The sequence below is a fragment of the Microbulbifer sp. MCCC 1A16149 genome, assembly GCF_050368945.1.
GTDB lineage: Bacteria > Pseudomonadota > Gammaproteobacteria > Pseudomonadales > Cellvibrionaceae > Microbulbifer.
The window spans coordinates 3,307,022-3,322,906 of record NZ_CP185959.1; the positions used below are offsets into that span (position 1 = coordinate 3,307,022).

The following is a 15,885-nucleotide window of genomic DNA, read 5'->3' on the forward strand; positions in this document are numbered from 1 at the left end:
ACTTAACACTGATTTAAGTTTTAGCACGTTTTTCCAAATAAGGCCCGCCATTAATATTTCCCCTGTCTGAGCACAACGGCTCAGAAAAACACTGAGACCGAAGCCACCAACATGAAGGGCACCGTCATGAAAAGCACCAGCATGAAAAGCATCAGCATCAAGAACCTCAACGGCCAAGGCGTCACTATCGCCGCCAACGTGTACTTCCCTGCCGACTTTGATGAAAGCCAGCAGTACGCCGCAGTGGTGGTATCCCACCCTGGCGGTGGTGTTAAGGAGCAGACAGCCGGACTCTATGCCGAGCGACTGGCAGAGAGTGGTCTGGTCACGGTTGCTTACGACGCTTCTTACCAGGGAGCGAGCACCGGTACGCCGCGTCAGCTGGAGAACCCCTACATCCGCACTGAGGATGTCAGTGCGGTGATCGACTACCTGACCACGCTGCCATACGTCGACAACAACCGCATCGGCGCCATGGGTGTCTGTGCTGGCGGCGGCTATTCCGCCAATGCCGCGATCACCGACCGCCGCATCAAATCCCTGGCCACCGTCAGTGCGGTAAACATCGGCCAGATGTTCCGCAACGGCTGGGAGAACAACGTCAAGGATGCCGACGCACTGCCATATGTCGTGGCGGGCTCCGAAGCGCGCACCAGCGACGCCAACAGCGACGAACTGGGCACCCTGCCCCTGGCCCCCATGAAGGAGGAGGACGCGCCCAATGAAGAGCTGCGCCAGGCCTGGGAGTACTACCACACCGATCGTTGCCAGCACCCGAATGCGCCCGGTTTCATGACCGCTCGCAGCCTGAACCAGATCATCACCTATGACGCCTACAACCTGGCTGAGGCCTTCTTGACCCAACCGGTACTCACCATTGCCGGCGACCAGGCGGGGAGCAAATGGATGAGTGATGACCTGATCGCCCGCGCAGCTAGCAGCGACAAGACCATGCATGTCGTGAAAGGTGCGAACCACATGTCGCTGTACGACGTGCCCGAGTATGTGGACGAAGCGGTATCGGTACTGACCCCGTTCTTCGCGCGCACACTGAAGTAACTGAATTCAAAACGAGTCATTCAGGGGCACATCCTGCGTGTGCCCCGATTCAAAATTCGAGGTGATGTCAATGAGTAACGTAAGCATCCAGCATGTGAACTATCAGAACCTGGGGTGGCAGTCTGCCGCTGACCTCTACCTGCCGCCGGGTTTTGATGACACTAAAAAATATCCGGCCATCGTCAGCACGCACCCGATCGGAAGCTGCAAGGAACAAACCTCCGGCAATATCTATGCGAAGGCACTGGCGGAGGCTGGATTTGTCGCCCTGGCGTTTGATGCCAGCTTTCAGGGGGCAAGTGGTGGTTCCCCGAGATTTATTGAGGACCCGTCGATTCGCACATCCGACATCCGCTTTGCGATCGATTACCTGGTAACACTGCCCTATGTGGATCCGGAGCGAATCGGGGCCATCGGTGTTTGCGGCGGTGGCGGATACACCATACACGCGGCGATTACCGATCACCGCATCAAGGCGCTGGCTTCCATTACCGGTGTTAATTTTGGGCGCCTGATTCGCGAAGGGTTTAGTGAATTCGATCCCGTGTCTGCCCTGCAGGCCATGGGCGAGCAGCGCACCGCCGAAGCACAGGGCGCAGAGCGCCACGTGATTGACTACCTGCCGGCTTCGGTGGAAGAAGGTCGGGCCAATGGCATCACCGACAGGGATGTGCTGGAAGCGACGGACTACTACAAGACCAGTCGCGGCCAACAGCCGAACGGTGCAACCAGTGGCCTGTTTTCGTTTAACAGTGCCGCCATGGGCTGGGATGCGTTTCTTAATGCAGAAAGCCTGCTGACGCAGCCGTTGCTAGTAGTCACCGGTGATAAGCCCGGCGCTTTCGGTGCCTATCGGGATAGCTGGGAAATCTATGGGCGCGCCGCGTCGAAAGACAAGCAGATCTTCGTGGCTGAGGGCTACTCCCATTACGACCTCTACGACAAGTCCGAGCCTGTGGCGCTGGCCATGGCTGAGGTCCTGCCATTCTTCGAGCGACACCTCTAACTGTCGCGGAGTAGATTGAGAGAAAAAACTAGTTGTTCCAGTCTCCCTGGCTGGAACCCTCTTCGGGTTCTCCGGAATGTGGAAAAACAACCTATGAAAAATGTACTCGTATTGGGCGCAAACGGACAGATCGCCCGATGGGTTATCGCGAAGCTGACAGATCGAGACGATGTATTTTTGACGCTGCTGCAGCGCAACCCAAACAAACTTACCGGGTGGGAACCTGCGAATGGGCAGATCGTAATTGGCAACGTACTGGATCGTAAACTGCTGCGGTTGGCTATGGCTGACCAGGATATCGTATATGCCAATCTCATTGGCGAGGACTTGGACCTACAGGCAAAACGCGTGATCGAAGCGATGCAGAACGCAGGCGTAAAGCGCCTGGTGTTCATACTTTCACTCGGTATTTACGATGAAGTACCGGGTCGATTCGGTCAGTGGAACAACGAGATTATTGGCAAAGACCTCGAACCATACCGCAGGGCCGCCGATGCCATCGAGAGTTCAGGCCTGGAATACACCATCCTGAGACCCGCTTGGCTGACTGACGAGCGCGAAGTGGACTATGAAATCACAGCCAAGGAGGAGGCGTTTAAAGGAACCGTGGTATCGCGCAAGAGTGTGGCGGATCTGGTTGCCAAGATCATCGTGTCACCTGAGCTGCATCTGGGCGAGAACCTGGGGGTAAATAAGCCCGGCACAGAGGCTGACAAGCCATATTTCATGTAAGCCTGGAGTTTCGCTGGCGCCCAACAGGCAGCCGCTAAAGCAGTCCGAATCGAAAGAGAGGAAATACACAATGAGCCGTATTTGGTTTGTCACCGGGGCCACGCGTGGCATGGGTGTTGAAATCGTAAAAGCTGCGTTGTTGCGTGGTGACAAGGTTGCCGCGACCGGGCGCAACCTGGAAAAACTTCGTGAGGAATTCAGTGAGGTGCCGCCAAGCAGCATTGCACTGTTGCCGCTGGATGTTCGGGAAGAACAACAGGCAAAGGACGCGGTAAAAGCCGCCTTGGAGCGCTTTGGTCGTATCGATGTTCTTGTCAACAACGCGGGTTATTGCCTCCTTGGGCGCTTCGAAGAAGCCAGTGCAGCCCAGATTGAGGAGCAATTCTCAACCAACGTCTTTGGCATCGCCAACGTGTTACGTGCTGTGCTGCCAGTAATGCGTGACCAAGGTAGCGGGCATATCATCAACACCTCCTCCATCGCGGGGGTTAAAGCAGTGGCCAATGCCACTTTCTACTCCGCGTCGAAGTTTGCCGTGGAAGGCATGACCCTGGCGCTTGCCGACGAGGTCGCGCCACTGGGCATTAAAGTCACCGCGATAGAGCCGGGGTTCTTTCGCACTGAATTCTTGAGCGACAGCTCGGCCCAGTATGGCGAAAGGCAAATTGCCGACTATGCGTCATACGGCAATGCCCGTTCCTTGCTGGCATCTGCTGATGGCCAACAACAGGGAGACCCCGCGAAGCTGGCACAGGTTGTGATGCAGTTGGCCGCTATGGACAACCCACCGAGACAGCTGCTGATTGGCAACGATGCGGTGGACTTTGTCATGCCCTCATTACTGGCCCGCATTGAAGAAACACGCAGCTTCGAGTCCTTGACCAAGACGACCGATTTTTAATTCTCCCGCGAGACCTCTCGCGCGTTCCAAGTGGTGGTGAAGACAATGTCATTTCTGCACTGGCTTGCTTTAGCTCTGACACTGGTTGTCGTTGTCATAGTTGGTGTGTTGTTCGGCGTTACCCGGATAGAAAATTACCAGGCCCGGCATCTGAAGACTGTCGGGCCTGGCATACCGGCCGCATCGGACTCCAAGAGTGTTGCCGTAGTGTTTTTTTCACGTTCGGGTAACACCGGGTTGGCCGCCCGTCACCTGGCTAAACAGCTCGATGCGCATCTGGTGGAGCTGCAGACCACGGAATACGAGTTGGGAATGGCAGGTCTTGCTAACGCGCTCAAAGACGCCAATGCATTAAAAGGCAGTCATCAGGCGCTGCCCGATATACAGCCGCGTACTGTTGATCTATCGCCTTTTGATACCGTCTACCTGGGGTCGCCGATTTGGCTCTATTCACCGGCGCCGCCGATTTGGGCGTTTATTGAAAACAACCGCTTTGATGGAAACCATGTGGTTTTATTCAATACGTTCAACAGTAACTTCAGCCAGGAGCGAATTGAATCCTTCCGCAGCAAAGTAATGAGCCGGGGAGCCAGGTCCTTCACGCATCTTCAGTTCAAGCGCGGAAGGATGACACAGCAAAAGACTCCAGATGAGATGTTGGAGGCAATTGACACACAATGGATGCCGATTGTTGAGCGCCCCTAGGGTTGTAAAGTAAGGAAGACGTCGGGGTAAATAAGCCGCGGCCTTGCTAAGGCTGCGGTGATGAGCGATATGGGCGAACCATGCCAGGGAGGGAAGAAGCGACGGGTCCACCAGCAACCCAGTTGTAAAGATTTACTTACCACTATGTTCAGGATTGGCACCTTTTTCAAAGCCAATCAGATGCCTATTATTCGTTCACCAACTGCGAGTCGCCGGTTGGGGCCCACGTCAGCTGGGCAATGCGTCAGCGACCACCCCAAACCGTAATTGGAGAAGACTATGCAAACGGTCATGATCAAGACCCAGTACTGGGACATCGCAGCCAACATCTACTTTCCCCCCGGCTTTGACGACCAGAAGCAATACCCGGCCATTATCAGCGCTCACCCCATCGGGAGCTGCAAGGACCAGACAGCGGGCAACGTTTATGGCGAAGCCCTCGCGAAGGAAGGTTTTGTCGTCATTGCTTTCGACCGCAGTACACAAGGGCAGAGCGGCGGTGAGCCCCGCTATACCGAAGACCCGGCGTTGGCCGTAGAAGACTTCAGCCGCGTAACCGACTATCTGGTGACTCTGCCGTACGTGGATGCCGACCGCATCGGGGTGCTGGGGATCTGCGGCGCTGGCGGCTACGCCATCAATGCGACCATGATCGAGCGCCGCATCAAGGCCCTTGTCAGCATTACTGGTGTCAATTACGGCCGCCTGTGCCGTGAAGGCTTCAGTGGTTTCGACCCCATCGGCCAGATGGAAGCGGTGGCTGCGCAACGCACCGCCGAGGCCAGGGGAGAAGCACTCAAGGTCGACCTGTTCGTACCCCCTTCCCTGGAAGCGGCAGCCGAAGCGGGCATTACCGACGTCGACGTGCTTGGTGCCACCGACTACTACCGTAATCGCTGTGTCAACGACAATGCCGGCACGCGCGCATTGTTCTCCCGTCGCGCCGCCTCTGCTGCCTGGGATGCCTTCCATCTGGCCGAGACCCTGCTGACAACGCCGATGATGGTGGTGGTCGGCGACATACCTGGTGGCTTTGGCGCCTATCGCGATGGCCTGGAGATTTACGCGCGCGCTGCGTCGAAGATCAAGGAACTGGTGGTCGTCGAGGGTTACTCCCACTACGACCTGTATGACCAGCCGGAGCCAGTGTCTCAGGCTCTGGCCAAGTTAATCCCTTTTTATAAGGAAAACCTGTAACAGCAGCGTGTGGGCGTGGATTCACCGCGCCCAATTCGATAACCGCTTTGGACACATGTGAGTCACCTCTTTCGGCAAACGACACCATCGGAGTTATTCAAGATGACAGTCAAACATTCCGACACAGTATTTAAGCCTTTTACCTTTAAAAACGGCACTACCCTGCGCAATCGGATTGTGATGGCGCCAATGACGACTTGGTCCGCCAACCCGGATGGAAGCGTTTCCGATCAGGAACTTGAGTACTATCGCCACCGCGCCAGTGGCGTCGGTCTGGTGCTAACGGGATGTACCCACGTAATGGCGAACGGTATTGGCTTCACGGACGAGTTTGCCGCACATGACGACCGATTCATCCCGAGTTTGCGGAGTCTCGCCCAGGCCGCAAAGAGCGGCGGTGCTCCAGCCATCCTGCAGATATTTCATGCGGGTAATAAGGCGGTACCCGATCTGGTACCCGGCGGTAAAATCGTGAGTGCCAGTGCACTGAAGGCGCAACCAGGTCCATTCAACAGTGGGGAAATTACGAGCCACGCACTGACGCATCAAGAAATCCTCGAAGTCATCCAGGCGTTTGGTGAAGCCACGCGACGTGCCATCGAAGCCGGATTTGATGGTGTTGAGCTGCATGGCGCACATGGGTTCCTGATCCAAAACTTTTTCTCGCCCATGTTCAATCAGCGTACCGATGAGTGGGGTGGCTCTCTGGAAAATCGCATGCGCTTCCCTTCAGCCTTGGTGAAGGAAGTACGTAACGTCATCGACACGCACGCCAAGCAGCCATTCCTGCTCGGGTATCGCATTTCGCCTGAAGAGTCCGGGGAAGGCGCACTGAGGATTGACGACTCCTACGCACTCATTGATCGCCTGATCGAGAGTGGATTGGATTACGTACATGTTTCGCTAGCGGACATTCTGAACGCGACACCGATCAATGCCACGGCAGATCAGCTGACTGCCGAGTTGATCACTGCACATGTGGCCGACCGCGTACCGGTTATCGCAGCAGGTAATGTTCGTACGCCTTCAGAGGCTGCAGAAGCACTGAACCTTGGCCTGTCACTGGTCGCCGTCGGCAAAGGACTGGTGATGAACCCTGACTGGGTAGAGCTAGCGCAAAATCAGCGGGACAGTGAGATTGATACGGAGTTGGCGCCGGAAAAAGTGTCCGGATTCGTTATCCCTGACAAATTGTGGGGTGTCATCGAGGCTTCCAGGGGAAACGGCTGGTTTCCGTTTCGTGAAGACGTCATCGTTGACGCGTAACCCGCCTCTTGAGGCACTGGATGGTGGAACGTGCCTGTTCGAGTTGCCTAGGAAGCAAAGAAGGCAGCATAGTTTTTGCACAACCTGAAGCAAACTCTGGCGCCCTCCTCTGGATGGGGAAAGGCGCCTTTTATGTAACACCAGATGTAACACCAATCTAGGAGCAACGTCCAAAGTGCCCGCCCCATGCGGGCTGCGGACGCGGGTTCGACTCCCGCCATCTCCACCAAATTAAAAAGGCCCGTTACCGCAAGGTAACGGGCCTTTTTAATTTGTCGAGCTGACGCGAGAGGAACGCTTAGCGAGGGTTCGATCAGGGCGCGCTGGGACGGCTGAAGGGCCGCCCCGCAGGGGTGAGGAGCAAATCGACAAATGAAACGCCAGTTTTGACGCCTCCCTCTCCCTAGCCTCCCCCACTGCCGAAAACCTGCTATCAATCAGCTGACCAGTCACAGTACTTCGGACGCGCAGCTATTTCATGAGCACGACGAAGAGCGCCGCGAGCATCAGCAACTTGCCTAAAAACAATGTCACTGCGGTATAGATGGTCGCTGATCCGGCCAGAGTTTAATGCCAGGGCTAGCCGAACTAACCTGCTTGATAACACCTCAAGAATAAGGATCCACAAGACATGAAGCTTACGTCAGCGTGTATTGCATTCGCCCTCGCGATCTCGTCTACAAGCCTTTGGGCCGAGGAAACAACGAGCGGGTTCTCCTACGATAAGGAACGACTGCCCCGCGCCAAACCCTGGACTTCCCAGCCGATTCAGAATGATCCCGCCGAATTCCAGTTCGTCGTCATCGGCGACCGAACCGGCGGAGCCAACCAGGAAGGCACCTTCAAGCTGGCCATCGATCAAATCAACCTTCTGCAGCCCGAGTTTGTCATCAATGTCGGCGACCTGATCGAGGGATACAGTGACGACAAGGCAGAGCTGAATGCCGAGTGGGATGAAGTCGATGAGCTGTTAAGCAAGCTCAAAATGCCGTTCGTCCGCACGCCAGGCAACCACGATATCGCGAACAAGACCGCACAGCAGGTCTGGAAGGATAGGCATGGCGCCACCTACTACCACTTCGTCTACAAGGACGTGCTGTTCATGGTTCTTGATAGCGAGGACCCGCCCCGTGCAGCGCCCGAAGGGATGAAGGAAAAGCTGGCATTGTACAACAGACTGCAGGTCGAAGACCCGGCGAAGGCCAAGGAAATGCTGGCTGAGTTTATGGCTGACGAGGCGGTAGTCGCGGCACTCGGCAAGCCCGTAGAGTTTGGCGAAAAGCAAATGGCGTGGATCAAAAAGACTCTCGCCGACAACCCGAATGTGCGCTGGACCTTCCTGTTCCTCCATGAGCCCGCCTGGGAGAATGCGTCCGCTAGCTTCAAGGCGATCCAGGGAATGCTCAAGACTCGCAAGCACACCTTTCTCGCCGGCCACCTGCATTACTACGACTACGATTTACTCGATGGTTCCGAGCACATCACGATGGGCCCCGCCGGAGCCTCGTTCCATCAGGAAGGGCCCGGTAACGTGGATCACATCATGTGGATAACCATGACCGAGGACGGCCCCCAGATCGGTAATATCGCCCTCAAGGGAATCTTTGATCGCAAAGGACTCGATCCAGAGATGTTCGGCGCCTACGACCGCAAGGGCGCCGATGAAGAAGGGAAGCCCAAAAAGGAAGAGTGATTTGAACAGGGTGGTAATGAGAATGAACTTACCGAACCCCCTCCGTTAGCGTCCACATCGCGCAAGTGGTCGAGCAATCTTTTTGGAAGCAACGAAAAGCAGCAGTATGAACTTACCAACTACGGCCCTCTCAGAAAATTCTCCAACCCAACGAAAGCCAATCAGTAGACAACCTGAAAACACTTCCGCTGGGCTGGACGGCATCTACTGAAACACCCAGTAGCCCACTTGTTCAGTGGTGTGCGACCGTTCACTCTGCAAAATCTGGTCTTCGTCGACAGAGAGAGCAATCGATGTTGCAGAGGGTGTATCCCGCAAAACAGCCCAGCTGCCATCTATGCCATCCATCGCAGCCTGGGTCAGGATGGCGGTGGTGGGGCTAGTGAGGCCGTTCAACGGATAACTGTATTTACCGTTATCAACACCCCTGACTGAATCACTACCGAGCCCAACGACATAGTCTCTGCCGCTGATAGTTCCGCTGCCCGACTCGACCACGATATAACCCAGGGTCTCTTGCGCGCGGACATACTGACGGTCTTCTCCTACGTGCTTGCCAATGCGGATATCGGAAGTGCTGGCCACCTCGGTTTCAGATGCCCCACGACTCCAGAACACAGACCAGCTGCTGTCGTTTGCGCTCATCACCTGACCAAAAACAACTGGCGAGGTATAGCTGTTTAGCAGGGATATTGATTCGGCGTTCCACATTCTCTTGCGATCAGTTACCGAGGATTGGTAAAGAGCCGCTTCCATCGTAATCCCGTGCTCTGCTTCATTATAGGTGCCGGCTTCAACAGCCATATAGTGCACCGGAAGGCTGACGGGCTCATTCGTCGTATCCACTCGCTGAAGCATGATTTCGAACTGGTTGCCGGAAACATTTCGAACACGCACAACCACCGGCGGTGTTGCCACGCCATACAACGGCGTGGTGACCACAACCGGTTGCTGATAAACGTGGTCGAGTGTCACCGTCGTCCAGGTATCAGTGGTTACTGATGGCAATACCTCGGTCTGCAAAAATGGATTGCCCGGATCCAGAATATTGGTGGGATCGGTTCCACGAGTGAACTCTTCCAGATTGCTAAGTTGATCGCCATCCAGGTCACCCATTGCGTCCGCAGAGTTCAGGGAGTTCAGTCCGTACTGCTGTTCCCAGGCATCGGGCAGCTGGTCATTGTCATCGTCGATATCAGCGTTGTTACCGATTCCATCACCATCCGTATCGATGGATTCGGCAGGGTCCAGCGGGAATACATCGCTACCATCAACTGCTCCATCGTCATCGGTGTCGGCATCAAATGGACTTGTGCCTAACGCAGCCTCTTTACCCGTATTCAGCCCGTCGTTATCTGGGTCAGAATTCTGGGCTCCGTCATCTACAGCCGGGTCGAATCCGTGCGCGATTTCAAACCCATCTGGCAGCTCGTCACCGTCACTGTCTGGATTGTCCGCATAAGTGCCAGCCTCGTACTCTTGCACATTACTCAGGCCGTCATTGTCTGCATCGCCACCGGCATCATCGATCCAGGGGTCGAGCCCGTACAGGGATTCCCAGTAATCAGGCATGCCGTCGTCATCGGAATCGCGAAACTCGTCTACCAGAGGGTTGGTGCCCGCAGCAAACTCATAGCGGTTACTGATTCCGTCACCATCGGGGTCGTCACTACCATCCCGCGCGGAATCATAGAGGAAACCGTATTTCGCTTCCCAACTGTCCGGCATAGAGTCCCGATCGGTGTCAAACATGTAGAGCGGGTTCGTCGGGTAGCGATCCATCTCGTCAGTTACGTAATCCCCGTCTGAATTGTCATTGAACGGATCGGTACCCAGTTCGAATTCACGCAGCGGGGTCAGTCCATCGGAGTCTCCAACGTATGGATTAGTGGCATCCCACGGATCAAACTGATTTAACCCGTATGCCACTTCCCATTCGTTGGGCAGGCCATCGCCATCCGCATCCAGGCGATAGCGATCATCCATTGGGGCAAAATCGTCTCCGTCGACAATACCGTCACCATCGGAATCCATAACCGAAGGGTCTGAACCCGCGAGAAACTCGTTAAGGTTTGTCAGGCCATCACCATCGAGGTCCTGGCTGGCATCCGCTGTATTCGAGTCATCGAGACCGTTGTTCATCTCGTAAAGATCCGGCAGTCCGTCGCGATCTTTGTCTTTGTAATAACGGACATCCGTGGGCCATACATCCAGGCCGTCCAGCACCGTATCGCCATCTGTATCAGCAACGTACGGACGGCTGCCTGCGTTGAATTCCTGCAGGTTCGTCAGACCATCACCATCGAAATCCCAAGTCGCATCGGTCGGATCGAATGCATTTAGGCCATGAGACTCCTCCCATGCATTGGGCATCCCATCTGCATCGTCATCCCGGGCTTTGCTGGCATCCAGCGGCCACAAGTCTTCACCATCCCACACGCCGTCAAGGTCACTGTCCTCTTTGCTCGGGTCAGTACCGAGGATAAATTCTCGATAGTTACGCAGACCGTCGCTGTCCGAGTCTTCACCGCCGTCGCGGGTGTTATTGTCACTGAAGCCGTGCTCCGCCTCCCACATTTCCGGCATGCCGTCGCGGTCGTGGTCGAAGCGATAGAGAAAGTTCAGCGGGTAGCGGTCTTCACCGTCATACACACCATCCCTGTCGCTATCCATGTCATGCGGATCGGTGCCGCGCTGGTATTCCTGCAGGTTACTCAGGCCGTCGTTATCGAAGTCGAAGCCAGCATCCCACGGGTCACCGTCATACAGGCCATTCGCTTGTTCCCACTCGTCCGGCAGGCCGTCATTATCTTGATCGCGACTGTAGGCGGCATTGGTGGCGTCCGGGTCTTCACCGTCCAGGGTGCCATCGCCATCGCTATCCGGGTTTTCCGGATTGGTGCCGGCGGTAAACTCCTGCAGGTTACTGAGACCATCGCCGTCGAGATCCTCTGACGCATCATTCGGATAGATGTCACCTAGGAACGGGTATTGGTTTTCGTAGGCCTCCGGCAGGCCATCCTGGTCGAAGTCATTTTTATAAGCCGCATTGAGTGGTGCAACATCATCGCCATCCAATACGCCGTCCAGGTCACTGTCGTGGAAGTCCGGACGGGTGCCGGCCTGATATTCCTCGAGATTACTGAGACCATCGCCATCCCAATCCATCGCGGCATCGCTCGGGTCAAACTCACTCAGTCCGCGAGTGATTTCCCAGGCATCGGGGATACCGTCACCGTCCTGGTCCATGGCTTTACTGGGATCTAACGGCCAGAAATCTTCGCCGTCAAAGACACCGTCAAGATCACTGTCTTCATTGTGCGGGTCGGTACCCAGGGCAAACTCGAGATAGTTGCGCAGGCCGTCGTAGTCCGCGTCCTCGCCGCCGTCATGGGGGTCATAGTCCCTGAAACCCTGCTCTACTTCCCACATTTCCGGCATACCGTCACGATCGCGGTCGTAGCGATAGCGAAAGTTCAGCGGGTAGCGATCCTCACCGTCAGAGACGCCATCCCTGTCGCTATCCATTTCATGCGGATCGGTTCCACGCTGGTATTCCTGCAGGTTGCTCAGGCCGTCGCTATCAAAGTCGAAGCCAGCATCCCATGGGTCACCGTCATACAAGCCATTGGCCTGTTCCCACTCGTCCGGCAGGCCGTCCTTATCCTGATCGCGACTGTAGGTGGCATTGGTAGGGGCCGGGTCTTCACCGTCCAAGGTCCCATCGCCATCGCTGTCCGGGTCTTCGGGGTTGGTGCCGGCGGCAAACTCCTGCAGGTTAGTGAGGCCATCGCCATCCATGTCTCGTGCCGCATCTTCCCGGTATGCATCATTCAGGAATGGATACCGATTCTCATAGGCCTCCGGCAGGCCATCCTCATCAGTGTCGAACCGGTAGGCGGAATCAAGCGGGGCGAAATCTTCACTATCAGGTACACCATCGAAGTCAGTGTCATGGAAATCAGGGCGGGTGCCGGCGTGATACTCCTCGAGATTGCTGAGACCGTCGCCGTCCCAGTCCATCGCAGCATCATTCGGGTCAAACTCACTCAGTCCACGGGTAATTTCCCAAGTATCGGGAATGCCATCACCATCTTGGTCCATGGCTTTCTCGGGATCCAGAGGCCACCAGTCTTCACCGTCCCGCGCACCGTCAAAATCACTGTCTTCATTGTGCGGATCGGTACCCAGGGCAAACTCGAGATAGTTGCGCAATCCGTCGTAGTCAGAGTCTTCACCGCCATCGTGGGTGTTGAAGTCGCTGAAGCCGTGCTCCGCCTCCCACATTTCTGGCATGCCGTCGCGGTCGCGGTCGAAGCGATAGAGAAAGTTCAGCGGGTAGCGATCTTCACCTTCATGAATACCATCCCTGTCGCTATCCATGTCACGCGGATCGGTGCCCAGATGGTATTCCTGCAGGTTGCTCAGGCCATCTCCATCGAAGTCGAAGCCGGCATCCCACGGGTCGCCGTCGTACAGGCCATTGGCTTGTTCCCACTCGTCCGGCAGGCCGTCCTGATCCTCGTCGCGAGTGAGCTGCGGATCACTTGGCTGGGGGTCCTCACCATCTGGCACACCGTCACCATCGCTATCTGGAATCCGGAGGTCAGTTCCAGCCAAAAATTCCTGTAGAGTGCTGAGCCCATCACCGTCATGATCCTCCAGCGCATCTCCCGGATCAGTATCGTCCAGGAAGGAGAATTGACTCTCAAAGGCTTCCGGCAGGCCATCCTGATCGAAGTCGATCTTGTAGGACGCATCGAGGGGCGCGGCGTCTTCACCATCCAATACGCCGTCCAGGTCACTGTCGTGGAAGTCCGGACGGGTGCCGGCCTGATACTCCTCGAGATTACTGAGACCATCGCCATCCCAGTCCATTGCGGCATCGCTGGAATCAAATTCACTCAGACCACGGGTGATTTCCCAAGCGTCGGGAATACGATCGCCATCCTGGTCCATGGCTTTGCTGGGGTCGAGCGGCCACAAGTCTTCGCCGTCCCGCACACCGTCAAAATCACTATCCTCGTTGCGCGGGTGGGTACCGAGGGCAAACTCGAGATAGTTGCGAAGACCGTCGTAATCCGAGTCTTCACCGCCGTCGAGGGTGTTGGTGTCGCTGAAGCCGTGCTCTGCCTCCCAAATTTCCGGCATACCGTCACGATCGCGGTCGAAGCGATAGAGAAAATTCAGCGGGTAGCGATCTTCATCGTCTTTGATGCCATCTTTATCGCTATCTATTTCTTGCGGATCGGTTCCCCGCTGGTATTCCTGCAGGTTGCTCAGGCCGTCGCCATCATAATCGAAACGAGCATCCAACCAGTCGCCGTCATACAGGCCGTTGGCCAGCTCCCACTCTTCAGGCAGACCGTCCTGATCCAGGTCACGACTATAGGCGGCATCGGTGGCAACCGGGTCTTCGCCATCCACAGTCCCATCGCCGTCACTGTCGGGATTTTCCGGGTTGGTGCCAGCAACAAATTCCTGCAGATTACTCAGGCCATCGCCGTCAAGATCCTGTAATGCATCTTCCGGGTAGCCATCATCCAGGAACGGATACTGCTTCTCATAGGCTTCCGGCAGGCCGTCCTCGTCAAAGTCGTTTTTATAGGCGGCATCAAGAGGCGAAAAATCATTACCATCCAGTACGCCATCCAGGTCACTGTCGTGAAAGTCGGGGCGGGTGCCGGCCTGAAACTCTTCGAGGTTACTGAGGCCGTCGCCATCCAGATCCATCGCGGCATCACTGGAATCAAACTCATTCAGGCCTCGAGTGATTTCCCAGGAATCGGGAATGCCATCGCCGTCCTGGTCCATGGCCTTGCCAGGATCCAGCGGCCACACGTCTTCCCCGTCAGGGATTCCATCCCAGTCAGTGTCGCTTCGAAATGGATGCGTTTGCAGGCCAAATTCCGCAAGGTTTTCGAGGAGATCAAAATCATCGTCCCGGCTTGCATCATCCGGGTTATACGGATCGAGACCGTGTATGGCCTCCCAGTAATCCGGCATACCATCAGCATCTGAATCCAACTCTTCTGCGTAACTCAGACTGCCCAACACAGAAATTGACAACAGAGATGAAATCGAAGTGGCAAAAAAGAATGTATAAAATCTTTGGTTACGCTTACGGCTCATAAACCCCGCCCCGAAAAAGAATTATTATTTCTTTAATAAAATTGAAACCATCACCTCCAAAAATTCAGGAAATGAAGTCAATATGAGTAAGAAAAATGGAGGCGCATTATTACAGCGAGAAAACAAAAAAAGAAGAATCCTGTAATAGCGTGTAATGAGAAATTAATTATCAGCAACCCGATTGTCCGTAAGTACTTACAGACTAAATAAACGATAAAAATGAAATTGGCGCCAAACTATATACCATGCCTCTCATTCATTTTTACTGAAATGAAAACTCAGTCGCTCACGATCGATAAAGACTAAGGCGTTGAAACAAAAAAGGGCGGGGGAATCCCGAGGAGAGGCTTGAAGAGGAACACACGGAAGCCGACCAGGTCGACACCGGAACAGCCACTTCACTGAAGAGTTCGACATAGCTATGAACCACCTACGCCACGCACCCGGACTGCCCCGTCCTCAAAGGTCGCCCAGCCCCCTCCTCTAACGCAGCTCAAAGTGACCAAATACTGACTGACGATCCACTGGAGCCCAATACGGCAATGTGAGAAATACTTTGACTTAGTTCACAGGGAGTCCTACAGTGACTCTAGTTAAAAGTAAGTCTCTTGTTTAAATCCTCAGTTTCGTCGTTTTCTTCGTCCTGTAGCATCTAAATTCCAGTCTTTTCTTTGCTATTCATGCCTCGTGAAGGCGTATCCCTATTTGTTTACAGGAAATCATCATGTCCAAGACAACTACCGGCACTGTTAAGTGGTTTAACGAATCCAAAGGCTTTGGCTTTATCGAGCAGCAGTCTGGCCCCGACGTATTTGCGCACTTCAGCGCAATTGCCAGCTCGGGCTTCAAGACCCTGGCCGAAGGCCAGACCGTTGAGTTCTCTGTGACTCAGGGCCCTAAAGGCCCGCAAGCTGAAAATATTGTTTGTATCTGAGCCATTGAGCTATAGCAGGCCATGTATCGGTCTGCTCTAAGAGGCTGTTTAGGCCTCTTCGGTTGAGCTGCCGCAAGGTAGCCCAACCAGGAATACGGCGATTCAGGCTGGAATCAGTTTGAATCGCCGACTGCAATACCCCCACTCAACTCCGTTGAGCAATCTCCGCCTGCATACCTTGCCGAGTAACACCTGATCTGTCCTTACACATCACTCAAGTTTTTACCAAGCGCAATCTTATTGGCGGTCTTTCCGAGAGG

Annotated in this window: 10 protein-coding genes; 9 read left to right on the forward strand and 1 reads right to left on the reverse strand. The window is 55.1% G+C overall.

The annotated features are described in order from the left end of the window. The first annotated feature begins 126 nt into the window (after nt 1–126). The 8 genes from ACONT6_RS13920 (at nt 127) to ACONT6_RS13955 (ending at nt 8,559) form a co-directional block, all read left to right on the forward strand. Entirely contained in the window at nt 127–1,059 is a 933-nt protein-coding gene (locus ACONT6_RS13920) for an alpha/beta hydrolase (RefSeq protein WP_428819045.1), read from the forward strand. Nucleotides 1,060–1,129: 70 nt separating this feature from the next. Beyond that, nucleotides 1,130–2,065: an alpha/beta hydrolase gene (locus tag ACONT6_RS13925; RefSeq protein WP_428819046.1), complete on the forward strand. Its 936-nt coding sequence runs from the start codon at nt 1,130–1,132 to the stop codon at nt 2,063–2,065. 93 nt (nt 2,066–2,158) lie between these two features. Then, a complete protein-coding gene (locus ACONT6_RS13930) occupies nt 2,159–2,797 on the forward strand; it encodes an SDR family oxidoreductase (protein ID WP_428819047.1) in 639 nt (212 codons plus the stop codon). A gap of 70 nt (nt 2,798–2,867) precedes the next feature. Beyond that, nucleotides 2,868–3,698: an SDR family NAD(P)-dependent oxidoreductase gene (locus tag ACONT6_RS13935; protein WP_428819048.1), complete on the forward strand. Its 831-nt coding sequence runs from the start codon at nt 2,868–2,870 to the stop codon at nt 3,696–3,698. Between the two features lie 45 nt (nt 3,699–3,743). Next, the gene (locus tag ACONT6_RS13940) at nt 3,744–4,403 is read left to right on the forward strand and encodes a flavodoxin family protein (protein ID WP_428819049.1); all 660 of its coding nucleotides are present in this window, start codon (nt 3,744–3,746) and stop codon (nt 4,401–4,403) included. A gap of 279 nt (nt 4,404–4,682) precedes the next feature. Beyond that, on the forward strand, nt 4,683–5,600 hold the full coding sequence (locus ACONT6_RS13945) for an alpha/beta hydrolase (RefSeq protein WP_428819050.1): 918 nt from the start codon (nt 4,683–4,685) through the stop codon (nt 5,598–5,600). A gap of 102 nt (nt 5,601–5,702) precedes the next feature. Continuing rightward, entirely contained in the window at nt 5,703–6,866 is a 1,164-nt protein-coding gene (locus ACONT6_RS13950; RefSeq protein ID WP_428819051.1) for an NADH-dependent flavin oxidoreductase, read from the forward strand. Nucleotides 6,867–7,497: 631 nt separating this feature from the next. Beyond that, a complete protein-coding gene (locus ACONT6_RS13955; RefSeq protein WP_428819052.1) occupies nt 7,498–8,559 on the forward strand; it encodes a metallophosphoesterase family protein in 1,062 nt (353 codons plus the stop codon). A 204-nt stretch (nt 8,560–8,763) separates the two neighbouring features. Here the strand turns inward: ACONT6_RS13955 and ACONT6_RS13960 are convergent, their stop codons facing one another. Further along, nucleotides 8,764–14,586 (reverse strand): hypothetical protein, encoded by a 5,823-nt coding sequence (locus ACONT6_RS13960; RefSeq protein WP_428819053.1) that lies wholly within the window; start codon nt 14,584–14,586, stop codon nt 8,764–8,766. An 829-nt stretch (nt 14,587–15,415) separates the two neighbouring features. Here ACONT6_RS13960 and ACONT6_RS13965 point away from each other — a divergent pair. Then, nucleotides 15,416–15,625, forward strand: coding sequence for a cold-shock protein (locus ACONT6_RS13965; RefSeq protein WP_078083216.1), 210 nt, complete (start codon nt 15,416–15,418; stop codon nt 15,623–15,625). Nucleotides 15,626–15,885 lie beyond the last annotated feature (260 nt).